General features: G+C 63.9%; 14 protein-coding genes. 8 read left to right on the top strand and 6 right to left on the bottom strand.

Annotated elements, in window-relative coordinates; translation table 11 throughout:
- Positions 1-33: 33 nt before the first annotated feature.
- The 3 genes from istA to L2Z93_RS14605 all read right to left on the bottom strand — a co-directional run bounded on the left by istA (position 34) and on the right by L2Z93_RS14605 (position 2336).
- Positions 34-1563, bottom strand: coding sequence for an IS21 family transposase (gene istA, locus L2Z93_RS14615; protein ID WP_090590649.1), 1530 nt, complete (start codon positions 1561-1563; stop codon positions 34-36).
- Between the two features lie 156 nt (positions 1564-1719).
- Positions 1720-2157 carry a tyrosine-type recombinase/integrase gene (locus L2Z93_RS14610; protein ID WP_109395667.1) on the bottom strand — a complete coding sequence of 146 codons (438 nt, stop codon included), beginning with the start codon at positions 2155-2157 and terminating at the stop codon, positions 1720-1722.
- On the bottom strand, positions 2154-2336 hold the full coding sequence (locus L2Z93_RS14605) for a helix-turn-helix domain-containing protein (RefSeq protein WP_090590645.1): 183 nt from the start codon (positions 2334-2336) through the stop codon (positions 2154-2156). The genes L2Z93_RS14610 and L2Z93_RS14605 overlap by 4 nt, the downstream gene beginning before the upstream one ends.
- A 470-nt stretch (positions 2337-2806) precedes the next feature.
- On the opposite strand from L2Z93_RS14605, the gene L2Z93_RS14600 reads away from it, so the two are divergent.
- Positions 2807-3193, top strand: coding sequence for a helix-turn-helix domain-containing protein (locus L2Z93_RS14600; RefSeq protein ID WP_128111875.1), 387 nt, complete (start codon positions 2807-2809; stop codon positions 3191-3193).
- A gap of 40 nt (positions 3194-3233) precedes the next feature.
- On the opposite strand, the gene L2Z93_RS14595 is transcribed toward L2Z93_RS14600, so the two are convergent.
- Complete coding sequence (locus L2Z93_RS14595; RefSeq protein ID WP_128111874.1) at positions 3234-3641, bottom strand: hypothetical protein; 408 nt, start codon at positions 3639-3641, stop codon at positions 3234-3236.
- A 497-nt stretch (positions 3642-4138) separates the two neighbouring features.
- A complete protein-coding gene (locus L2Z93_RS14590; protein WP_090590637.1) occupies positions 4139-4903 on the bottom strand; it encodes a hypothetical protein in 765 nt (254 codons plus the stop codon).
- A gap of 107 nt (positions 4904-5010) precedes the next feature.
- Between L2Z93_RS14590 and L2Z93_RS14585 the strand changes: the two genes are divergently transcribed.
- The 7 genes from L2Z93_RS14585 to L2Z93_RS14555 all read left to right on the top strand — a co-directional run bounded on the left by L2Z93_RS14585 (position 5011) and on the right by L2Z93_RS14555 (position 24043).
- Positions 5011-5253, top strand: a complete 243-nt coding sequence (locus L2Z93_RS14585; RefSeq protein ID WP_090590933.1) for a helix-turn-helix domain-containing protein — start codon at positions 5011-5013, stop codon at positions 5251-5253.
- Positions 5254-5366: 113 nt separating this feature from the next.
- A complete protein-coding gene (locus L2Z93_RS14580) occupies positions 5367-8255 on the top strand; it encodes a helicase-related protein (protein WP_090590929.1) in 2889 nt (962 codons plus the stop codon).
- Between the two features lie 3 nt (positions 8256-8258).
- Positions 8259-12857 carry an Eco57I restriction-modification methylase domain-containing protein gene (locus L2Z93_RS14575; RefSeq protein WP_090590633.1) on the top strand — a complete coding sequence of 1533 codons (4599 nt, stop codon included), beginning with the start codon at positions 8259-8261 and terminating at the stop codon, positions 12855-12857.
- Positions 12857-13621 carry a DUF8548 family protein gene (locus tag L2Z93_RS14570; RefSeq protein ID WP_234786189.1) on the top strand — a complete coding sequence of 255 codons (765 nt, stop codon included), beginning with the start codon at positions 12857-12859 and terminating at the stop codon, positions 13619-13621. Before L2Z93_RS14575 ends, L2Z93_RS14570 begins: the two co-directional genes overlap by 1 nt.
- A complete protein-coding gene (locus tag L2Z93_RS14565) occupies positions 13621-19914 on the top strand; it encodes a DEAD/DEAH box helicase (protein ID WP_090590922.1) in 6294 nt (2097 codons plus the stop codon). The genes L2Z93_RS14570 and L2Z93_RS14565 overlap by 1 nt, the downstream gene beginning before the upstream one ends.
- Entirely contained in the window at positions 19915-22125 is a 2211-nt protein-coding gene (locus L2Z93_RS14560; protein WP_090590629.1) for a 3'-5' exonuclease, read from the top strand.
- A gap of 70 nt (positions 22126-22195) precedes the next feature.
- The gene (locus L2Z93_RS14555) at positions 22196-24043 is read left to right on the top strand and encodes a lipase family protein (protein ID WP_090590625.1); all 1848 of its coding nucleotides are present in this window, start codon (positions 22196-22198) and stop codon (positions 24041-24043) included.
- On the opposite strand, the gene L2Z93_RS14550 is transcribed toward L2Z93_RS14555, so the two are convergent.
- Complete coding sequence (locus L2Z93_RS14550; RefSeq protein WP_090590621.1) at positions 24032-24364, bottom strand: DUF732 domain-containing protein; 333 nt, start codon at positions 24362-24364, stop codon at positions 24032-24034. The genes L2Z93_RS14555 and L2Z93_RS14550 overlap by 12 nt on opposite strands.
- Positions 24365-24414: the final 50 nt, after the last annotated feature.

Here is a 24414-nt window from a genome sequence, read left to right as displayed (position 1 = left end):
TTTCAGACGCGCTGCGGTGCGCGGCACCCTCGGTCAGGCGCCGAAGGCTTGCGGTCCGCGCAGCAGCGCCGGCGGCAACACCGCAGACTCGGCGCTGTCCTGGCCGTCGCATTCGGCTCCAGCGGCCAGGATGTTCTTGATGGTGCGATACCGCGGATCGCCGACTGCAAGCGCGCGGGCGCACGCGGCGTCCAGGCGGGCCGCGCCGTAACGCTCCCGCAGCCCGACAATCCCCTGGATGGAACGCAACCGATGAATCGCGTTGACCGTCGAGAGCTCCGCGACGACCGCCACCGCCGCGGGCCCGATCTGCTCAGCCTGGGTCCGGCACCAGGTGACGGTGCGCAAGCAGTGGGCGACCTTCTGCGGCGGGTAGTGCTCGAAGTTGGTCGAACGGCCACTCAGGTGAAGCACGTGAGTGGCCACCACCGCGCCGTCGTGGAAGATCTGCACCACGTCCCCGGCAGCGCGGACGGTGAGCTTTTGGCCCATCAGCCGCCACGGCGCGGAGTAGAACGCTTTCCCAGCGCGCACGTGGCAATCGGTCCCGAGCACCCCGAGGGTGTAGACGACCGGCTCAAACCCCCTGCGCGGCAACGGTGCCAGCGCATCGCGCTCCACCGCGGCGAACACCTCGTTAGGCAGCGCGTTGTCCATCCCGCGGTGCTTATGGGTCCCGTAGACCTCGGTGGCCCACCGCAGAGCCTCGTCCTGCATCTGGGCCAGCGAGCCGAACTGCCGGCCGGCGAAGAACGAGTCCCGGATGTAGGGCATCGGCCGCTCGATCCGCGGCTTGTCCTTCGGCTTGTTCGCCCGCGCCGGATCGACCAACGTTCCGTAGAACGCGGCGAGTTCGCCGTAGGCCAGGTTGATCAGCGGGTCATACAGATCCGGGCGGATCACCCCGGTCTTGAGGTTGTCGCACACCAACCGGGCCGGCACGCCGCCGAAGAACTCGAACGCCGCCACATGCGAGGCATTCCAAGACCGCTGATCCATCCGCAGCACGGGTTGGACGAACAGCATCCGTGAGCACGACAGGATCATCGCGAACATCCACACCGCCACACGCTTGCCGGTGTCAGGATCGGTCCACATGCCCATCCGGCCGTAATCGATCTGCGCTTCACTGCCCGGATCGACCGCACCGCGCGGCACCGTCGCCTTGTCCTCCAGCCCGCGATCGGCGAAAGTCGTTGCGATATAACGCCGCACCGTCGACTCCGACACGTCGGCACCGTGGTCATCCCGAAGCCGTTGAGCGATCGTGGCCACCGTCACCGGCACCTTGAGCTGCTCATCGATCCACTCCCGGTGACCGTCGATACGATCCCAGGTCAGCGCCCGAGCACACGGATCGACCAACTCCGGGAACCACCCCGCGATCCGCTGCCGCCACAGCGCCTCGTCGAACGCCTCCGCCGGCGCCGGGCACAGTCCCTGCGCCACCGCTGGCGCCAAATACTTGCGGATGGTCTTTCGGTCGATGCCCAACGCCTGATGAATCTGCACCTGCGAGCGCCCGGCATGCCAATGCCGGAACATCTCCACAAAATCGGTCACGTTCCACGATCTCCTCGCCACTACAGCCCCTTCCAGGCCCCGCGGCGGGGCACCTGAACGGAGCGAACCTGAGCAGCACCCCCAACCCCGGCCAGACACACCCCAGGGTGGGGAATTACGTGACAGCCGGTGAGGAATTACGTGACGGAAAACCCCTCAAACCTGAGGAAAAACGTGACCGCTGACATACATGATGCTGTCGCGGTCCGGTTTGATGCGTCCCTCGGCGAGCAGCTGACCGTAGAGGTTCAGGAGGTCGGGTTCGTTGAGCTGTTGGAGGCGTTTGCCGCCGATCCGGGGCACCACGTACAGCCTGGCGTAGTCCTTCCAGCTTTGCCATGTGGTGGCATCGAGGGTCGGCTGCACGCCGGCGAACCATTCGTCGAAGAACTGCGCGAAGGTGCGGGCGGTCGGGCGCACGACGCGGCCCTCGTCGGCGTCGCGCATGGCGTCGCGGCAGGCCTTCCACGCCTCCTTCTCGGTGCGGAAGCCGCCCTTGGTGACCCACGGGTATCGGCCCGTGGACATGTCACGTTCGGGTGCGCGGAACTTGTAGTACCACTTCGGTCCGCGTTGGAAGACCGAGCCTTTCACGCGGCGCCGAGCTCGCGAAGTGACTCAGTCACGACATACACCCGACCGCCGAGTCGGCGGGTCGGTAGGTCGCCGGACTTGGCCAGTCGGTAGCCGGCGGCCCGGCTGATCCCCAGGATCTTCGCCGCCTGGGGCACCGACAACAGCAGCGGCAGGCTGTCGAACAGATCGTCCTTCACCGTGGTTCACCTCCTCTCGACATCAGCCAGCAGCGAGCGTGCGGGAGCGAGCGATGATGCGACCGGAGCGCTGACAGCCGCACCGCAATTCGTGGCATTGCGGTGTCGCAGCTGTGCGATAGGAGTGTGGTTCGCGCCGCGACGATGTCGTCCATGTGCAGACGGTAAAGGGCGTCTCACCGACATTGCAGCAGCCAAGACGAATCAATTTCCTAAGACTTTTCAAGTCACTCATTTCCAGCGCTGTGGCGCTGGAAAATTTGAATACCGCTGCAGCACAGTTGGTTACGGGACGAGTCGAAGCGGGTCAACAGGAAGCCGTAGGTGTCGAAATGTACCGAAATGTAGCGAAACGGCACGAGCGGAACTGCGGCGCACCGCAAAGCGCCGTGACGAGCGTCGTCGAACCGTCCAGAACCGATTCGGTTTGGCTGTCGAACGAGGGTCAGTGTGGGCTTAGCGTTCGTCGTATGGCACGGAAATTGCTGTCGCGCTGCACATGCCAGTGCGATCAGACGCAAGGCCCGGAGATCCCTGCACCAGGGAGCTCGCCGTCGCCGGAGCCGCTGACGTACAGCCTGGCGGAGGCTGCCCAACGCATCGGCGGGGTGACCGCGCGCTCGCTGGCCGACGAATTCCGGGCAGGTCTGGTGTCCGGGTACAAGATCGGACGGCAATGGCGCATGGCCGAGGACGACATCCGGGACTACATCGACAGCCGCCGCGTTCTCCCACGTCAACCAGGGTCGGCGCCGCGTTGTGATCCCGGCGAAACGTCCAAGCCAGTCCAGCGGCAGGCTCGGAAACCCAAGAACCCCAACGTGACCGCAGGCGATCAGTTCTCACTTTTCGGATGACGTGCGGCGGGTAGGGGGAGCTCTACATCCAGCTGGCCGGCTAAAGGTAGAGATGGCGTCGGCGCCGCAGAGCTCGAAGTAGCTCTTCAGCGGCTTTGATCGTGGCGGTGTGCGCCTTGGAGTCGAAGTCAACTGAGTTGACTTCGTTGGTGAGGCCCGCAAGGACGGTTCGGCAGGCAGTCGGCGACTCAAGGACGATCCGGGCTGCCTTGGCGGGTGTGACCCGCTGCTCTATGACCTTCACCCGCACGCGTTCGACGACCCTGTCGACGGGTTTCTCGACGACTTCTATGCGCACCGCGATCGCACCGTTGGCCGCCGCGCGACGCTCCTCGTAGGCGGCTCGGCGGCACTGTTGTGAGCACCAGCGAGGAGGTCGGCCGCGCCGCCCATACGGCGGCGGAGTGGGTAGATCGTCACCACATCTGGGGCACTTTTCGGCGGCCATGAGTGCAGCTTAATTACGTACGGACGAAAATGGCCGTTACCGTTTCGTGACCTTAGTGCAAGAGGTGTGACTGGTTTTGGGAAGCTGCAGGTGGGCAGTAGTTACAGATAACCGGAGGGGCGCATTGGGCGCGTTTTTTGTGCGCGACGCGGGGTCGGGTTTGGGCGAACTGACGGGGACGGAGTTCAGGAGAGGTCGTCGGGTGCAGGTTCGTTGATCAGGTAGCAACCCGGCGGCACCACGGCGTCGGGGGCGACGCGTCCAGGGCCTCCAGATGCGGGTAGAAATCGTCGAGCCGCCGCGTGGCCTCCTTAGTCGCTGCATCGAGCGCCAGCCGCATACCGAGCAGACGTAGGCCGATCTCATCGAAAGATCTGCGCCGCCCGCGCCGTGGCGAACTCGCCGTCGCGTCGTCGATCCTGTGGCACGTGAATGCCGTCATCAATGACGGCAGCGCTGTCTGCGGATGGGTCCTGGTTCCATGCGCCCCCGGTCCACTACTCGGGGTGAAAGGGCCCGTCGGGTTGGTTGATGAGCTGGTACAGCGAGCCCGGTTCGTGCCGGCGCCGTAGCCAGTCCCTGGTGATCTTCCGTCCCAGGCCGGTGAGAGCCAGATGCTGCAGCTGGCCCGCCTCGACGTTGGCCTCGGTCCGGTCGTCCTGGTGTTGCCGGTAGCGGTCGCGTTCAGCTTCGGTGGCATGTGAGAAACAACCCGAGGCGAACGCGTTGCCGCCGAGGTAGAGGACGCCGTTGCTGCACTGCCGAGATCCGTCGCGAATCGTTGCCGGGCATTGCGGCCGGGCTCTGAAATCCGGGCCGATCGCGGGCTCCCCGACCGCCTTGAGCACGGTGTTGAAATGCCACAGTGAGGACGCGGGTGGGAAAGCACGTGGCGCCCCGCGGCTGACCGCCGCCTTGTGGCGGGCGTAGACGGCCTGAGGGCGGGACGGCTGTGAACCCCAGGCATCGTCGAGTTCCGCGCTCAAGAGCAGCAGCCCTGCGGCACCTACGGCTTGATCGGCAAGCAATTCGAGGGCAGTGAGGCGTGGGTAGAAATCGTCCAGGCGAAGCGAAACTTCTTCGGTCACCACCATGAGCGCCAGGCGAATCTCGAGGATGCGCAGCGCTACTTCGTCGAGGATCTGATAGGCCCGGCCGGTCGCGAACTCGGGACGCTGCGATGCCGGGTAGTCCAGATCGGCGAGAGTGGCGGCGTCTTCGTCCTCGTCTGGTGAAACTGCCTCGTCGGGGTCGTCCAGCACTCTGTCCGCCTTCCCGGTCGGGTGTAGTAGGACAGAGTATAGGCACGTTCCGCATGGGGGCGATACGCTCTGGCCTGTTTCGCCTGGGACGTATGTGCTTGGGAGCCGTGCCGGCCACCCCACCGTTAAACGCGACCACGCGAGCATTCGGCGAGCGCGTGCGGGCCCGCCGGCTCGAACTCGGGCTCAGCCAGGAAGCTGCCGCCGCGCGGTGCGGCATTCACTGGACGCAGCTTGGGAAGGTCGAACGCGGTCAGCGCAGCCTGCGGCTGGAGACGATCGTCAAGATCGCTGAAGGTTTGGACGTCGATGCGGGCAAGCTGGTTTCCGGGTTGCCGACACCCGCGTAAGCATGGCTGCCGTTGGCAGACCTTTCCGACACAACTAGCGGCCGAGTGATACCCACCTGTCGGCTAGGCGCGCTAACTTGGTCACTCGAAGCAAACTCGGGGAGGGCTGGGGCATTTCTGCGCAAACGACGGATCTCAACGTCGCACCGGGATCAGTGGTCGTCGTCCGCGACGAAGAGTGGCTTGTCACCTCCGCCGAGCAGGGCGCCGACGGCTGGCTCGTCCGGGTGCGCGGCCTGTCCGAACTCGTGGCCGAGACGACGGCCGCCTTCTATTCGAGTCTCGACACCATCGAGGTCCAGGACCCTAGAGCAGCAAAGGTGGTCGCCGACGGTTCCTCGGGCTATCGGGACTCCCGGCTCTGGCTGGAAGCACTGCTGCGCAAGACGCCCGTGCCCTATGGCGATCAGACGCTGACAGTCTCGACGCACATGCTCGCGGACGCGCTGGCCTATCAGCGGGCCGCGGTCACCAAGGCGCTCGACCCGCAGCACATCCGGCCCCGCATTCTGATCGCCGACGCCGTGGGTCTGGGCAAGACTATCGAGATCGGGATGATCCTCTCGGAGTTGGTGCGACGCGGTCGCGGCGAGCGCATCCTCGTCGTCACCCCCAAGCACGTCCTCGAGCAGATGCAGCACGAACTGTGGTGCCGTTTCGCGTTGCCGTTCGTCCGCTTGGACTCGGCCGGCATCCAGAAGGTCCGCCAGAAGCTGCCCGCCACCCGCAACCCGTTCACTTACTTCAAGCGGGCCATCATCTCGATCGACACCCTGAAGAGCCCGCGCTACAAGGCCCACCTGGAGCGCCAGCAGTGGGACGCGGTCGTCATCGACGAATCGCACAACCTCACCAACACGGGCACCCAGAACAACGAGCTGGCCCGCGTGCTCGCTCCCAACACCGAGGCGCTGATCCTGGCGTCGGCCACCCCGCACAACGGCCGCGAGGAATCTTTCGCGGAACTGCTGCGTCTGCTGGACCCGACCGTGGTCAAGCCGGACGGCACGTTCACCAAACAGGACGTGGAATCGCTGCTCATCCGCCGACACCGGCACAGCCCCGACGTCGCGGTCGAGGTCGGCGGCGACTGGGCTGAACGCGCCGAGCCGGTCCACCGCCTGGTCACGCCCTCACCCGCCGAGGACGCGGTGGCCGCGGAACTGTCCCAGACCTGGCTGCACCCACAGACTGGCAGTTCGCCGTACTCCGGGGACACCAAGGCGCTATTCCCGTGGACGCTCGCCAAGGCCTACCTATCCTCGCCGGCGGCACTGGCCGAGTCGATCAAGCAGCGCCGCAACAAACTTGACGACGCCGACCGCGAGCAGCGCGCCGAACTTCAAGCGCTGAAAACACTCGGCGACCTCAACGCCAAGGCCCTCGACGAGACGGCCGGCAAGTTCGCCGCCCTCGTGCAGCGGCTCACGGAAATCGGTGTCGGACAAAATAGTTCGATCAGGGCGGTGGTGTTCGCCGAACGTGTCGCCACCTTGACCTGGCTGCGTGACCACCTGCCGAAGGCCACCGGCCTGAACGCCGACAACATCGCCATGCTGCACGGTGGGCTGTGCGACAAGGAGCAGCAGGAGATCGTAGACAGCTTCAAACTGGAGACCTCCCCGATCCGGGTCCTGGTCACCGGTGACGTCGCCTCCGAAGGCGTGAACCTGCACGCCCAGTGCCACCACCTCATCCACTACGACATCCCGTGGAGCCTGATCCGGATCGAGCAGCGCAATGGCCGCATCGACCGCTACGGACAGAAGCACCCACCGGTCATCTCCTCGCTCATCCTGGAACCGACCGATCCCGAGTTCTCCGGTGACCTGCGCGTGCTCTCCAAACTATTGGAACGCGAGAACCAGGCACACTCGACCCTCGGTGACGTTGCCTCGCTGATGGGTAAGCACAGCGTCTCCGAGGAGGAGAACGCCATCCGCGACGTGCTCGCCAAGGGAATGGATCTGGGTACAGCGGTCCGCACCGCCGATGAGGTCGCCGACGGCGACGACCTGGACGCACTGTTCGCTCTGTTCGATGCGAACGACGACACCCCACCGGTGCTGCCCGCGTCTGCGCGGCAGAGTCTCTACGCCGACGACCTCACCTTCCTCGACGAGGCCCTGCACGCCGCGTTTCACGACGTTCCGCACGCGTCACCGGAGCACAACGGTGTCGGCTGGACGGTCAACAAGGCGCACGGCATTGCCGAACTCACCCCGCCGAAAGACCTGCGGCAGCGACTCGTTCAGTTGCCGCAGAACTATCTGCAGCACGGCCGCGTGTTCGAACGGCTCAAGCTCGCCACCAACCCAGCGGTGGGGGAGGCCCAACTGCGGGTCGCGCGACAAGGCAAGGGCGTCGACAACACCACCTGGCCTGAAGCCCACTACCTCGGCCCGCTGCATCCGGTGCTTGACTGGGCTAGTGACCGGGCGCTAACCGCGCTTGGCCGCAACCAGGTGTTCGTCATTCGCGGCGACGTCGACGCGCCCACCGTGCTGTTGATGGGAACACTGACCAACAAACGCGGGCAACTGATTTCGCGGGTGTTCTCCACCGCGACGTTCCCCAACCCGAATAACCCGGATTTCTGCATGGTGGAGACGCTGGAAGACCTCAGCTTCCTCACCGCCGACACCGCACTCAAGCCCGGCTCGTCGAACCCCGGCCCGGTCGCCGACGCCGACCGCTACCGCGCCCTCATTCCGGTCGCCGTGGACAACGCCCAACGCGAGATGCGGTGGGTGCTCGACGCGCAGGAAAAAGCCACCACCGAACGGCTTTCACAGTGGCGCGCTCGCGCGCAGCGCTGGCACGACCAGGCCGACCAGACCGAACTGTTCGGCGCGCAGAAAGGACGCGTCGGCAAGCTCGGCCGCCGGATCAACGAGGAACAGCGCCTGGCCGACCTGCTGGCCCCCACCCAGCAGTTGGTGCGGCCACTGCTGGTCATCGTCGACGCAAACACTCCCGCCGCCACAGTGAAGGACGGATAGATCGTGGCCTCATACGATTCGATCGTCGTCGGCGAGGACTGGATCAGCGAGTACTACTTCACCACCGACTCGCCGCGGGAATCCTTCCAGGGCAAGGTGATCGAACTGCGCAAGCAGTGGGACGCCGAAGCCAAAGAAGGCCGCGACACCGTCCGCCAGCAATTGTTGGCCAACACTCGTGACCTACACACCGCGTTGTCCGCGCTCGCCGAGAACCCAACTGGTGCTGCCGACGCGCATGCTTTGGTGCGACGCACATTCGGCTACTCCGAAACACTCGGTGATTTCACCGGTGAACGCGCTGGCACCGAATTGCAGCTGCCACACGCGCAACTGCCCGGCGTGACGAGCACGCTATTCCTGCAGGCGCACCCGGTGGAGTCGATCGACGACCTGCTGGACCCGCAGACTGGCCACCTGCTGTACCACGGCGAGGAGGACGGCAAACCGATTGAGGCGGTATCCAAAGCCGTCTCGGCCGTGTTCCGTGCCGACGAGCCGCCGGCGTTCGTGGTGGTGCAGGCCGGGCAGTGGCTGCTGCTGTCCGAGGCCGAACGCTGGGCCGAGGGCCGCTACCTGGCCGTCGACCTGTTGCTGGTGGCCGAGCGCCGCGACGACAAACGCGGCGGTGAACTCGACCGGGTCGCCGCGATGCTGGGTCGGCACGCCCTTCTGCCTGACGCCGATGGAAACATCTGGTGGACAGGCATCCTCGAAGATTCGGTCAAGCACACCGTTGGCGTGTCCAAGGACCTGCGCGAAGGCATTCGGCTGTCGATTGAGATCATCGCTAATGACGTGGTGCGCCGCCGCGCCGCGCAAGGTTTGCCGCTGGATCAGATCGACGCCCAGCAACTCGCCAAGCATGCACTGCGATTCCTGTACCGAATCCTGTTCCTGCTCTACGCCGAGGCGTCCCCGGAGCTGCGGGTGCTGCCGTCGGGGGCTCCCGAGTACGGTGAGGGCTACGGCTTGGACCGACTGCGCGAGTTGACGCTGACCGAACTGGTCTCACCGGCTGCCAAGAACGGTACCCACCTGTATGAGTCGCTGGCGACGTTGTTCCGGCTCGTCGACACCGGTCACACGCCGATGACTGCAGACGTTGCCGATGACCCGGCGCCGGGCCTGGAGTTCAATGCGCTGCGCGCCGATCTGTTCACCCCGGCCGCGACGGCGCTGATTGATGCAGTCAAGCTCAGCAATGAGGCCACTCAGCAGGTGTTGGAGCATCTGCTGCTCTCCAAAGAATCCAAGGGCCGCAAGGGGTCTGACCGCGGATTCATCTCCTATGCCGAGCTCGGGATCAACCAGCTCGGCGCGGTGTACGAGGGCCTGATGTCCTACACCGGCTTTTTCGCCACCGAAGACCTCTACGAGGTTGCCAAGAACGGGGACCCGGAGAAGGGCTCATGGGTGGTCCCGGTGTCACGGGCTGACCACCTCTCGAAGTCCGATTTCGTCACGAAGATCAACGACGCGACCGGCGAGACGGAGCCGGTGATTCACCGCCAGGGCACCTTCGTGTTCCGGCTCGCCGGCCGGGAGCGCCAGCAGTCCGCCTCGTACTACACGCCCGAAGTTCTCACGAAATTCGTGGTGTCCCAAGCGCTTGCCGAACTACTCGATCAGGATGGGCAGCGCACCACACCCGAGCAGATCCTGGAGCTCACCATCTGCGAGCCGGCGTTGGGATCCGGTGCGTTCGCCATCGAGGCGGTCAGACAGCTGGCTGCTGAGTACCTCAAACGTAAGCAGGAGGACCTCGGCGAGGTCATCGACGCCGACCGTTACCAGGTCGAGTTGCAGAAGGTGAAGGCCTACCTGGCGCTGCATCAGGTGTACGGGGTCGACCTGAATGCGACGGCAGTGGAACTGGCCGAGATCTCATTGTGGCTGGACACCATGGTCGCCGGCCTGCAAGCACCCTGGTTCGGCCTGCACCTGCGCCGCGGCAATTCGCTGATCGGCGCGCGCCGCGCGGTGTACGCGCAGACCGAGCTAGCCAAAAAGGCGTGGCTGACGGCAGTGCCGAAGGATGTTCCCCTGGGTGACGAGATCGGTGCCGGGATTCACCACTTCCTGCTGCCCGCGCACGGCTGGGGAGCAGTCGTCGACACCGACGAAGCAAAGACCTACGCCGCCGACAAACGCGAAGAATTGCGCCTGTGGCGCAACGGGATTCGCACCAACCCGAGTGCGGGCATCAAGAAGCGCTTGGCGGCTCTCGCGCGCCGCGTGGAGACCCTGTGGGAGTTCACGCTGCGGAGGCTGACGATCGCAGAATCGGAGATTCGCCGCGATATCGATGTCTGGGGCCTGCATCAACACGACCGGTCAGGCGCCGCGGTCACGCGGGAACAGATTGAGACCGTGCTGAACGACGAGGACGGCGCCTACCGCCGGCTGCGGCGAGCGATGGACGCCTGGTGCGCACTGTGGTCCTGGCCGCTGACCACCGACGTCGAGCCCCCCGACTGGGACCAGTGGGTTGGCGGGTTGGAGGCGCTCCTCGGTGTGCCGCCAAAGGCCGGTAAGTTCGAGAAGTACGGTCAGACCAGCCTCGCCGGTGATCTGAGCTGGTCCGAGTTGGATGTCGCTGAGGACACCGATCGGGCCTTCTCTCAAGCCCTTTCACTGGACAAGGTGCTCGACGGATTCCCGTGGCTGAGGGTCAGTCAGGGCATCGCCGAATCGCAGGGATTTTTCCACTGGGAGTTGGACTTCGCACCTGTCTTTGTGCGCGGCGGCTTTGACCTCCAGGTTGGTAACCCTCCATGGGTTCAACCCGATTGGGATCCCTACGCTGTGCTTGCTGAGTTCGACCCGTGGTGGGCACTCGTAGATAATCCGAATGATCACGATGGGGTTAGCCGATTTGAACTTGCGGTGACAGATTCAGCCATTCGGCGTGAGGTTCTAGCTCAGAGATCTGATCAGGCTGGCACTTCCGAGTTTTTGAACGTGGCATTCGATTCATCCTTGTTGGAAGGTGTAACGCTCAATCTTTATCGGTCGTTCATCATTCATGGATGGCGGGCTTCGAAATCAAGCGGGATTGTAGCATTGGTACACCCGGCGAAACATTTCACCGATGTTGGCGCACGTTTGCTTCGAGCAGAATGCTATCTTCGTTTGAAGCGTCACTGGTATTTTAAGAACCAGTTGAAATTGTTCTCCGAGATCGGAAATACCCGACAGTTCAGCGTTAACGTATATTCGTCGAAGCGCCGCGAAGTGGGATTCCTCCAAGCCGCGCACTTGTTCCACCCGGATACTGTTGGGCGCTCGCTTGCTCACGATGGGATGGGGGTCGAGCCCGGGATAAAGACGATAGACGATGAGTGGTCGACTGTGCCGCATAGGTCGCGAATTACGTGGGTAGACTCGCAGCTTCTTACCTTATGGCGTGATCTGCTCGAAACCCATGATGTTGCTATTAATCAAACTCGAATGATTCTTGCGCCGACTTCTTCCAGTGAGCCTGTCTTGCGGAAGATATTGCGATCTAAACGTATGCCCATGGATGACTTCGAAATGACCCAGGGTTGGGAAGAGGGTAAAAGAAGCGTCCACGGTCTCTTTAAGCGGAGTCCGGGTGTGCGTCCGTCGTGGGACGAAGTTATTTATCATGGGCCAAATATCAACGTTGCGAATCCGATAGCCCAACAAGTGGGGCCATCGGCCAAGAATCATAGGGACTATTCGGCAATTGATCTACTGTCTATTCGTGAGGACTTTATACCTCGCTCGATCTATTCGGTGTCGAAACCTATTGCAGATTATTTATCCGCATATCCACATTGGGGCGGGCGAAGCAGTGCTGAATTCTTCCGTTTGATGTGGCGGCGCCGCCTGGATGACGGAATGGAAAGAACGCTGTTGTCGGCCATTGCGCCTCTGGGCCTATGTCATATCGAGCAAGTTGCAACGGGCCGACTGGGTTCAGATTTTCGTACGATTGTTGCCGCTGGGATCTGGTCGTCCATCCCTGTTGACTTCTTGGTTAAGCTGGCTGGATACACCGACCTGCGTACGAGTGCAATTCAGATGATCCCTTTCGTTGATGATCACCAACTTGCTAACGTGTTGGTGCATCGAACATTAAGGCTCAACTGCCTAGTTCGTCCTTACGCCCCGCTGTGGGAGGAGTTGTACGACAAAGCGTGGCAGCAGGATTCGTGGGTCCCGCACATCGGCGTCGACTACGCCGACCACACGTCGTTGGGTACCGTCAAAGAGAAATGGGATTGGTCCATACCGTTGCGCCGCGCCGCTGACCGCCGTCAGGCGTTGGTCGAGATCGACGCCATTGTCGCTATCATGCTGGGCATCACCGCCGAGGAACTACTCACGATCTACCGAACGCAGTTCCCAGTGTTACGGAAGTACGAACGCGACGCCCTCTACGACGCGAACGGCCGGCAACTACCGGGCAAGCTTGCATCGGAATATCGCAAGAAGGGCACTCTAAAGGTCGATGATTTGACCCTCGACGGCGTCACCTATGTCGAGCCTTTTGTCGGGGTCGACCGAGAACGCGATATGGAGTTGGCGCACAAGCACTTCTCCAACATCGTGCAATCAGAAGACTCGGCCTGATGACGCCGAAGGACGATGTGATGAATTCCAAAGGGCCGCTGGACGAAGCAGCGCTCAATAAACTCATTGATGCTGTGGTGGCGTTGAATCCACAGCCGCGCGAGCGTCGTTGGGTCAGCCTGAGCCTGGCTATCGCGGATGCAGTGTGGAGCATCGGCGCCAACTACGAGAAAGTCGTCGTTCCCTTGGTGCGCAACAAAATCGCTGCCAAGTTCGGTGTCGACCACCCGACCATTCCAGCGGCAGACCCGATCGGTGACGACCCACTACCGGTGACCGGGCTCACCGAACTGAGCGTGGATGAGCTGACCGTGTTGACTAACCGGCAGCGCACTTCCACCCGCGGCGGAATTCTCAAAGCAGATGCCGTGCTGCGTCATGCAAAGGTCTTCATCGATCATGGCGCCATCACCATGCCCGAGGCCATTGACTTGTTCGATGACACGACGCGGTTCGACAAGCTGGACGCTGCGCTGCGCCAGATTCCCGGCGAAGGGAGCGAGGGGGTTCGGCGTGGCTATCTCTGGATGCTGATCGGTCAGGACGACCTGATCAAACCGGACCGAATGGTGCTGCGCTGGCTCGATCACCACGGGGTGACCGTCGAGCCCGACGACGCGAGACACGTTGTCGAGCAACTTATTCCGCACGTCACTCAGAGACTGGACCGTTCCGTGACCGCTTGGGAGATTGACCACGCCATATGGAACGCCGGCCGCGCGTTGAAGCCCCAGCGCCGCCGGGCAAAGCGAAGGACGTCCTGATGGGCGTGCTTCTCCCGACCCTGCAAGCCGAGCACCTACGCGAAGGCCTGACCGACTATCTGGCAACCACATTCGCGCTGACTGACCCAGACGCCCAAGCGGCTCTCACGGATTTCATTGGCAACCCCGACACCGGGATGTTCAAGGGACCGTATGTCCGCCTGCGGCTGCCGTTCGCGCCGTCGGGTGATGACTGGTCCGAGCATCTGGATTGCTGGCCTGCCGATTTCACCCCGTATGGCCACCAGGCGGCTGCGTTTGCGCGGTTGTCAACCAAGCACCATGACCGACCACAGCCGACGTTGGTAACCACCGGTACAGGGTCGGGCAAGACCGAGGCTTTCCTCTACCCGATCCTCGATCATGTCTTGCGCGCCAAGAAGTCTGGCATCGCGGGAATGAAGGCGCTCATCCTCTATCCGATGAACGCGCTAGCCAACGATCAGGCCGAGCGGCTGGCCAAACTGATCGCCGGGGATCCAGCACTGTCAGGGGTCACCGCTGGGCTCTACACCGGTGAACAGTCCAGCGGGGGACGGACCCGGGTCTCGGCGGAGGGCCTGATAACCGACCGCGCCCTCATGCACGATTCCCCGCCGGACATCCTGCTGACCAACTACAAGATGCTCGACCACCTGCTGCTGCATCCCGGCCGGGCCGACATGTGGCGACTGTCCGCCGAGTCGCTGCAGTACCTGGTGCTCGACGAATTCCACACTTACGACGGGGCGCAGGGCACCGACGTGGCGATGCTGCTGCGCCGCCTCGGGCTGACCCTCAAAGCGCACTGGACCGCCGAGACTCGGGTCACCGACGAGGACCGGCAGCGACCCTTGGGCCGGGTCACCCCGGTCGCGACTTCGGCCACCCTCGGATCACGCGCGGCTCCGTCGACGATGCTCGATTTCGCCTACACCGTGTTCGGCGAGCCGTTCGGTGCCGATGCGGTGATCGAGGAAACCCGCCTCACCCCTGACCAGTGGCGCCGGGCCAGGCTCGGTAGCCGCGACCACGAATGGAAGCCGATCGAGCCGGCGCTGCCCGACGCCGTCGAGCGCATCGCCGAAGTCGATGGAACCCGCGACGGGAACCATGCCCTGGCCGATGCCGTGTTCGCTGAACTCTTCGAAAATGCGTCAGCGCCAGGTAGTTCGGGGGCGCCTGATGCGGCGGATCTACTGGACCAACTCAAACGGCACCGGTTCCTGCAGGCCGTCCTGGACAACGCGGTCGATGCGGTATCGCTGGCCGACCTCGCCGAACGAGTCTTCCCGGCAGTACCCGTCGATCGTGACGCCGCCCGCACCCGGGCCACCCAGATGCGGTTCCTGGAGTTCGTCTTCGCCATGCTTTCCCACGTCCGTGCCGAGGCCGGCCGCGCTGCGCTCGGGGTGGACGTCCATCTGTGGATCCGTGAACTCAGCCGCGTCGACCGGGTGGTCCGCGCCGCCACCGAATACCGGTGGTCCGACGACGGCACCTCGGCCGAGGACGACGGCTTGTTCCTGCCCGCGGTGTACTGCCGGCACTGTGGGCGTTCCGGCTGGGGCGCCCGGCTTGCGCCCACCGGCAGCGCCTTGGATGTGACCGACGAGGCGATCCGGGCCGACCATGCTGCCGGGGCGTCCCGGTTCCGGTCTTTGATCTCCGCGCCCGCCGAGGCGCAGGTGCCCGGCGGGGTCCCGGGCCTGCGCTGGTTCCACGTCGACCACCGCGAACTGCAGGACACCACCCCCGACCCGCAGAGCCCCGACGTGGTCGACGGCCGGGTGCTGCCGGTGCTCACCCTGATCGGCCCTGAGGCCGACGAGCAGTCCAAGAACGATGTGTGTCCGGCGTGTGGTGCCGACGATGGCATCCGCTTCCTGGGCAGCGCGGTGGCTACCCAACTGTCGGTGACGCTGTCGAACATGTTCGGCGATAAGCATCTTGACGCCGCTGAGAAGAAGGCGCTGATGTTCACCGACAGCGTGCAGGACGCCGCGCACCGCGCTGGCTTTGTGCAAGCCCGCTCGCACAGTCTGAGTCTGCGGACCGCGCTGCGCGGTGCGCTCAGCGACGCTGAACTCGACCTCGATGAACTGGCCTTGGCGGTCATCGCCCGTGCCGGCACCGACCCGATGCTGCGCTACCAGCTGCTGCCGCCGGACATCGTCGACCGCGACGAGTTCGTCGCGTTCTGGAAACCCGACGCCCACCCCAACTCCCGGCGAGCCGCGGAAAATAAAGCCAGGCGCCGCTTGCGGTTTGACGTCGATCTTGAGTTCGGCCTCAACTCGCGCACCGGCCGCACCCTGGAACTGACCGGCAGCGTCGTCGCCGAGGTGTACCTCGGAGCCCCACATCGCGCTCCGATCATCGGCCGGCGCGCCCTGGACAAAGCCGACCCGACCCAACTGCCTCTGACCGGAGTGCCCGACGAGGCACTTGCCCAGTGGGTCCGCGGCGTCGTCGAACGCATCCGGACCCGAGGCGGCATCCACCACGAATGGCTGCGGCCCTATCTGGAGAAGAACGCCAACCGCTACCACGTCTGGGGCGGACGTCCGCGCGGCCAGGGTATGCCCGCGTTCCCGAAAGGCCGACCCGCCCCGGCATTCCCGGCGCTGAAATCCGGAGCCGGGGCACTGCCGGAAGGATTCGACTCGATCACCGCGCCGTCGTCCTGGTATGCCCAGTGGACGTCACGTTGCCTGGATGTCAGCCCCGCCGACGGCACCTTCCTGGCCAAGGCGCTGTTCGCCGAACTTGCCGAGCAGATGCTGCTGTCCACGTTCGCCACCGAAACCGGATCCACCGTGTACGGGTTGGCGCCGGCCACCGTCCAGGTCAGCTCACCCAGCCTGGACGCGCTGCTCGATGGGCGACACCTGCTGGCGTGCAGTATCTGCCAGACCCCGACGCCGGGCAGCGCTACCACCGTCGACGAGCTGGACGGTGCGCCTTGCACCCTGAACCGGTGCCCCGGCCGACTGCACCGCGTTGCCAAGGACGACAACTTCTACCGACGGCTGTACGAGTCGACGGAGATGAAACGCGTGGTGGCTCGCGAACACACCGGCCTGCTACCGACCAAGACCCGGCTGGAATACGAGACCGCGTTCAAACGCGGCGGCGCCGACCCGCAAGCACCCAACGTGCTCGTAGCCACCCCCACCCTCGAGATGGGTATCGACATCGGCGACCTGTCGACGGTCATGCTCGGCTCGCTACCCCGATCGGTGTCGTCGTATCTGCAGCGGGTCGGCCGCGCCGGCCGGCTCACCGGAAACTCGTTGGTGCTGGCCTACGTCCGTGGCCGCGGCGAGCACCTGCCGAAACTCTTCGAACCGCTGTCGGTGATCCAGGGCGACGTCCGACCGCCGGCGACCTTCCTGAGCGCCGAGGAAATCCTGCAACGCCAGTACGTCGCCCATATCGTCGACCAGTTCGCCCGCGACCCGCAGCTCGACCCGCCCAAGGATGCACGGTCGGTTCTCGGCGACGACAGCGAAAAGGGCTGGCTCGCACGGCTGCTGGAAACCGCGGCCACCGAATCGGAGATACTGCTGGACCGATTCCTACATCAGTTCGGCGAACACCTCAGCCCCGATGCCGTCGCAGCGTTGCGATCATGGGCCAGCGCACCGCCGGAGGGCGGACCCAGCGGACTGACCCAGCGAGTACTGTCAGCGTCCTACGCCTGGCGTCACGACCTCGACGAACTGACCAAGCGGCTGGCCACAGTCGAAGCAGATCTGCCCGAGTTCGAACGCCGCGCCTCCTCGCCGGCAGCCACGGACGATGACCGGCGCGCCCTCAAGATCGCGAGGGGATCACGTAAACTGCTTGGTGCCCAGATAAACTCGCTCACTCGCGACTACTGGATATCGGTCCTGGAACGCTACGGCGTGCTGCCCAATTACACGCTGCTCGACGATGCGGTCACCCTCGATGTCGGGGTCACCTGGATTGACCCGGACAGTAACGACTACATGGGCGAACAGCTGAGCTACCAGCGGGGCTCCCGGGTCGCGCTGACCGAACTCGCTCCCGGCGCCACCTTCTACGCCCAAGGCCTCGCCGTGACCATCGACGCCGTCGACCTGGGCACAGGTGAATCGAACATCCATGCCTGGCAGGTCTGCCCGCAGTGCGGCTGGGCCGGCATCAGCCCGTCCGGGATCGCCGCCGATCCGGCGACGACCTGCCCGCGCTGCCACAGCACCGCCATCGCCGATGTCAGCCAGCATCTGCCCGTCGTCGAAATGACCCGGGTGTCCGCCGAAGTCCGCCGCGACGAGGCCACCATCAACGAGTTGCGCGATGACCGCAAACGCGAGCCCTACACCGTCGTCACCGCCGCTGACGTCGACCCCACTCAGGTCGGCACCACCTGGTTCCGTTCCGCGTCAGCGTTCGGTGCGGAATATTTGCGGCGCTTGGATATTCGCTGGATCAACCTCGGCAGACGCGCCTCCAAGGGCAAGCCGCGGATGATCGCCGGCCAGGAATCCAACAGCGGATTGTTCCGGTTGTGCGCGTCGTGCGGCCAACTCGACCGTGACGCCGGGCGCAACAGCCGCTACGAACACCGGACCTGGTGCCGGCTGCGCGATTCCCCCACGGAAGACGTCCGCGATATCGCGCTCGCCCGGCGACTGCGTACCCAGGGGGTGCTGCTGCATCTGCCGCCGCAGATGGAGTACGACAGCTTCGCCCACCCCAGCCTGGCCGCAGCGATCATGCTCGGCCTGCGTGAGGTGATCGGCGGTTCACCCGAGCACCTCGATGTTGCCACCATCAGTGACGCTCTCTGGGCACCTGACCGGCGTGCCCTGTTGATCCACGACACGGTCCCGGGAGGAACCGGATACCTTGCCGAGTTCGCCGACCACACCAAGGTATTCGCCGTCTTGGCGGCTGCACGCCGCATCGTGCGGGAATGCCCCTGCCGTGACGAGGAACGACTGGCCTGCCACCGCTGTCTGCTGCCGTTCGCCGCACCGCACGAGATGGACAAGGTGTCGCGGTTGGCGGCGCTGAACCTGCTCGACGACATTCTCGATATCGGATCACACGCCACCCCGGATCTCGCCGACTGGACGGCCGAGGTGACCGAGACGGCTCCACCGGTCACACCGGTCAGTGACGAGTCCTTCCTGGAACGTGACTTCTACTCATCGTTCATCGCACGCGTGAAGACGATGGGCGCCGCGGTGGCGGAGAAGCCCGGCACCTACGGCCCGTCGGCCACCATCACCGTGCAAGGCGCCAAGGCCCGTAAATGGTCATTGCGGCCGCAGGTTTCGCTCGGCTTCGTCAAACCCGACTTCGTCCTGCAAACGGCCGACCCCGATATTCCCCAGATCGCCATCTTCGGCGACGGCCGATCCTTCCACGCGGTCCCTGGCTGCAATCGGGTCGCTGATGACGCTGACAAGCGTGCTGCGCTGCGCAAGGCCGGTTACCTGGTGTGGTCGTTCAGCCACGGCGACCTGCAGCGCTTCAAGTCCGCCGAGTCAGTCGAGCCGCCGTGGTTCGACCAGAAAGCGGCTGGCATCGTCACCAGCCAATTCCACGTCCAGCCCGGGCTCGTTCGGTTGTTGTCCAAGGATCCGGTGACGCAGCTGCTGGAGTTCATGGTCGCACCGGACGTCGATGCCTGGCGGCAGTTGAGTACCTGGATGCCGTACCTGTTCGTGCGCGGGGACAACCGGGTTAAGGCCGGTGTCGACGCGCTCCCTGCCGCGGCGATGGCGGCGCTCGACGGTGTCGGAGGGTTCCCGCCCGGTGGGTCCGAGGTGTGCTGGGCATGGACCGACGGCGGTCTGACCGTCACCGCCGGTGCTCGCAGCACCAAGGAGGCCCCACACGCCATCCTCGCCGTCGATGACCGCGACGCCGCGGTGGTAGCACTGGACGGCAAAGCGTGGAAAGAGTGGTTGCGCCTGTCGAATTGGTTCGGTATCAGCGACCATAGCCGGGTCTCTACCCGGACGCTGCTCGACGCGGCGCCGCTGACGGCGACCGAGACCTCAGCGGAGTCCACGCTTTCGCCAGAGTGGCAGGCAGTTCTAGACGAAGCCGTGTCGGAGGTCGAACGTAACCTCATCCGGGCGTTGGCGGAGTCCGGTGCCGCGGTGCCCGTGCTCGGATACGAAACCGACGAGGGCGACGTCATCGACCTTGCGTGGGCGGATGCACATATCGGCGTGGTTCTCGACGGGACTGCCGACGCCGATGGCTGGACGCTGTGCCCGCCGGAGCCCGCGCAAATCGTGGCGGCGCTGAAGTTGAACGGAGTGGTGTAGGTGGCGAACCTGGTAATTGCGTCGAACAGCAAGACGATGTCCAAGTTGGACGGCTCGGTAAAGAACAAGGTCTACGACTTCTTCGAGAAGCTCAACGTCGACGACACCCAGCCGAGTCTGCATATCGAACCCATGAAGGGTGCGGTCGATCCGCGGGTGCGCACCGGCCGCGTGGACCTGTACTGGCGTGCGATCATGTTTCGCGTCGACGACAAGTCCAGCGGAACAACCTACATCTACATGGGAACCTGGCCGCACGACGAGGCGAACAAGCTCGCAGAGCGCGCTACCCTGCGCGTCAACCCGATCAACGGGACGTTGGAGGGGTTGATCGGGGAGCCGCCCGCGGCCGCTGCGGAAGTCTCGGCCCCCGCTGTGCCGGTTTCAAAGCCCGACGTCTCCTACCTGGCCGGATTCGGTTACAGCCAAGCCGATCTCACCGACGGGCTGGGAATTGGCGCCGCGCTCGCCACGAAGGCGATGGCGGCGGCGGACGAATCCGAACTGCTGGAGGTCGCCGCCAACGGCCTCGATTGGGAAGGCAGCGCGCTGCTCGACCTGGCCACCGGCATCTCCATCGATGACATCCGCGATAAGCACGGCTTCACCAAGGAACCTGTCGATCCGAACCTCGACGAGAACCAGCAGATCATCAAGGCGCTCGAACGCCCCGCGTCCAAGATGCAGTTCGCCTTCATCGAGGACAACGAAGAGCTGCGGCGTGTGATCGAGGGCGGCGACTTCGCCGCTTGGCGAACCTTCCTACACCCCGAACAGCGCAAGTACGTCGATGCCGATTTCAGCGGCGCATTCCGGTTGTCCGGGGGAGCCGGCACGGGCAAGACCGTGGTAGCCATCCACCGCGCACGCCGGATCGCCCATGACAACCCGTCGGCGCGGATCATCCTGACAACCTTTAACTCAACGCTCGCCCAGGGCCTCAAGACCGACCTGCTGGCCCTCGACCCCAACGTGCGCATCGCCGAGTGGCCGGGGGACCCCGGGGTGTATGTGGGCGGCATTGACGCGCTGGGCAAAGCCGTGCTCGATCGGTCCCGCGACCTGGTGCCCACGGCCTGTGAACGGATCTTCGGCAGCAGCGCGTTGGAATTCAGCGCCAAGCGGACATCGGCGGATGCGGTGTGGCGTGATGTCGCACAAAGTGTCGATGCGGGCCTGGATTCCGCGTTGGCGACGCCGGCTTTCCTGGAATCCGAGTATGTGGCAGTGGTTCTCGCGAACCGAATCACCACACTGGAGCAGTACGCCAAGGTCGCACGGCCGGGCAGGGGAGTCCGACTGAGCCGACCGCAACGAATCGCGGTGTGGAAGCTGGTCGAGGCGTTCCGGCGACAGAGCCAGATGGATGAGACGCTCAGCTTCCCCGAGGTGCTTGCCCTGGTCGCCGAGGCGTTGCGAATCAAGACCGAGACCGATGGCACCTACCTAGCTGACCATGTGCTCGTCGATGAGGCGCAGGACCTGCATGCCACACACTGGGCATTGCTGCGGGCATTGGTCGCGGAAGGGGCCAACGACCTCTTCATTGCGGAGGATTCTCACCAGCGAATCTATGGCAGCCCAATTGTGTTGAGCCGCTTCGGTATCAAGATCGTTGGCCGATCGCGCCGCTTGACCCTGAATTACCGGACCACGGCGCAGAACTTGCACTTCGCAGTGAGCGTGCTGTCAGGCGCGGAGTACACCGACCTGGAACAGGGTGCGGAGTCGACCAGCGACTACAGGTCTGCCCGTAATGGTCCTGTCCCCGAGTTGATTCCGTGTTCCGACATGGCGGACGAGCTGGAAGCGGTGGCGGCAAAGGTCAAGGCGTGGCTAGCCGAAGGTGTAGTACAGCCTGAGAGCATCGCTATTCTGACCCGCAGCCAGGAGGAACGGGACCGCTTCGTGCGGGGGCTCGGTGAACGTGGGGTGACCGCGCGTGCTCTCGATAAAGGTGCAGCGACAGCCGGCCAGCCGTTGGTGATGACCATGCACCGTGCCAAAGGCATGGAGTTCTCCCGCGTGGTGTTGGCAGGTGCTGACGACAAGCATGTCCCGTCTCCGGCGACGCTTCGTTCTGTGGCTGAGGAAGAGCGGTCGGAAGCGATGCTGCGTGAGCGGTCACTTCTATACGTCGCCAGCAGTCGTGCGCGGGATGCGCTGGTGGTGACGTGGAGTGGGAAGAAGTCGGAGTTGTTGGGGGAGTAGGAGGTGGTGGTCGGACGGCGTCAACCCACTTGCTGCTCGTGAGGTACCGAATCTCATTGAAAGGTTATCGATGAAGATCGTATTTCTGCACGGAATTGGGGATGGGGATCCCAATCGTGACTGGCTGCGTGGGCTGAACAACGCGCTGGAATCCGCGGGCCATCCGCGCATAGACGAAAGCCAGGTGATTGCGCCTAGGTACGATTCGTTCCTGGCGACCGAGGGCATTTCGGCGAAGATGCCGGACATCACTTACAGAGTGAAGAACGACGACCGGAGTCGCCGTGAATTCGAGCGACGTCAGGCTGCTGTCTACCGAATGCTGCAGGACGAGCCCGACGCCGTGCCGTTCGGTTTCAACAGCGTGCCCAAGCCGTTCATGAATGCCGCGCATGCTTTCGGCGTTGACCATTTGTCTGCGATGAACCTCGCCCAAGTTCGGCGGTACGTGACCAACGATGGGTTGCGGGGCGCGATCTTGCGTTACATCCTCGATCAGGTTCCTGCTAGGGGAAAGATTCTCCTTATCGGGCACAGCCTGGGTAGCGTCATCGCCATCGACTTGCTCGATCATTTGCCTGTCGACCTTAAAGTGCAGCGATTCATCACCATTGGCAGCCCCGCGAATAGCGATGCGCTGCATCGTGGGAGCGAGCGGTTGTTGAAGAAGTTCCCCTATGGTTCTGTGCTCGACTGGGCCAACTTTTTCAGTCCTCGGGACATCGTCACGATGGGCCGTGGACTCACTTCGGTCTTTCCTGGTGCTCAAGATTGCGCAGTGAACATCGCTGGCTTAGACCAACACGGTTCCGACCGCTATCTCAGCCATCCGGCGGTCGCTGGATTGGTGGCCAATTCTTTGTACCCGTCCAAGGAAGCCGTAGTTGCCTCCCGCGCGCTCGCGGTCAGACTAACCGATGATCAGCTCTTGACGTTGATCAAACTGCGTTTCGCGGACTGCATCGCAAAGAACATCAAAGACACTGACCGGGCACAGCGCTATGAAGACGCGCTGAAGGTCATTCGAGATGACTTTGCATCCCAGCTTGAGCAAATGGCCGCATCCGGTCAGCCGATACCCGCCGAACTGCAATCCATCATTGAAGGCCGAACGCCCGATTTGCCCAACCGACTCGAACTGCGCGAAGCCGTTGTCACCTTGACCAACCTGACGACAACGAACTTTGTGGATCCCTACGAGATCGATGCCGGCGATGCTCCCAAGGCCGCGCTGAAAACCATGGTGATCAACCTCGGATTTCAACCTGGAGTCGCCACCCATATCGCAGAAGCTCTCTCCGAGGTAGACGACCTCTTGAAGCGCACCGGGGGGATTCCGTGGGGACGTATCGGCGTGGCTGCAGCCGGATTGGCGCTGATCGCTGCCGGACCCATTGGCCTCGCTATGGCCGCTCCTGCAACAGCATTCGGGGGTGCCGCTATCACAGGCGGTCTGGCAGCACTCGGTCCTGGTGGCATGATGGGAGGCATCACCACTATCGGTGCCTTGGCAGCTAGCGGCGCCGGTGTAGTGACGGGGGCTGCCCTCGGTGGTTCGAGTGCCGAGATCTTCACATTAAGCGTCACGCACCTCACGCTGCGCGTCTCCGCGGAGTACGCCCTCAAACGGCTGGACATTGCGAACGACACCGAGCTTTGGCCGCAGTTGGTCTTTCTGGAGACCCAGATATCTGCAGAGCTCAATCGTCTTGAGGCATTCAGTGATTCCAAGACGCCGCGGATTCACCAACTGCGCGCGGCGCAGGATGCCGTGACGAAGCTACTGGGGTTTGTCGTCGACAAGGAGCTCGGTGCGGCGCTCACGGTCCCCGCGGGCAATGATCCTGAACAATCTTCTGGACCTTCCAGTGGGGGTCCGAAGGGCCGGATTGTCCTGCGTCCGCGATCAGCAGACTGAGTGCACCGAGGTGCTCGACGCCTGTTCCGCCGCCACGATGCCTTGCGCCTCGGTGTTCGTGTAGCCGCGAGATTCGAGCAACCCGGTGATCTGTGCGGGGGTTACGCCAGCCTGCCGGTTCGCGCAGACGATCTTGCTGTCGTTGCTGACCCGCTGCGCGTCCAGATAGCCGAAGCCGTTGTCGGCCATATAGCTCCAGAACGGACTCTCCCGAGCCCCGGAGTTGTTCACCATCTCCTCGATGGTTGTGGCTGATGCCGGCGGCGCAGCCAACAGCCCCACCCCGACTACGAGCGCGCACCCTGCGAGAAATCCCCTCATGGCGGGAGGTTATCAGCCTGTCACTAGCGGATGCAGCGTCTTGCTGTTGA

The sequence above is a fragment of the Mycolicibacterium brumae genome, assembly GCF_025215495.1.
GTDB classification, from domain to species: domain Bacteria; phylum Actinomycetota; class Actinomycetes; order Mycobacteriales; family Mycobacteriaceae; genus Mycobacterium; species Mycobacterium brumae.
Note: the sequence above shows the minus strand (reverse complement) of the source record. Positions and strands in the feature narration are given on the sequence as shown.

Coding starts and splice junctions, on each gene's coding strand:
- L2Z93_RS14555 (WP_090590625.1), top strand. CDS start 22,196: ATGAAGATCGTATTTCTGCACGGAATTGGGGATGGGGATCCCAATCGT.
- L2Z93_RS14600 (WP_128111875.1), top strand. CDS start 2,807: ATGGCACGGAAATTGCTGTCGCGCTGCACATGCCAGTGCGATCAGACG.
- L2Z93_RS14550 (WP_090590621.1), bottom strand. CDS start 24,364: ATGAGGGGATTTCTCGCAGGGTGCGCGCTCGTAGTCGGGGTGGGGCTG.
- L2Z93_RS14570 (WP_234786189.1), top strand. CDS start 12,857: ATGACGCCGAAGGACGATGTGATGAATTCCAAAGGGCCGCTGGACGAA.
- L2Z93_RS14595 (WP_128111874.1), bottom strand. CDS start 3,641: ATGGCCGCCGAAAAGTGCCCCAGATGTGGTGACGATCTACCCACTCCG.
- L2Z93_RS14565 (WP_090590922.1), top strand. CDS start 13,621: ATGGGCGTGCTTCTCCCGACCCTGCAAGCCGAGCACCTACGCGAAGGC.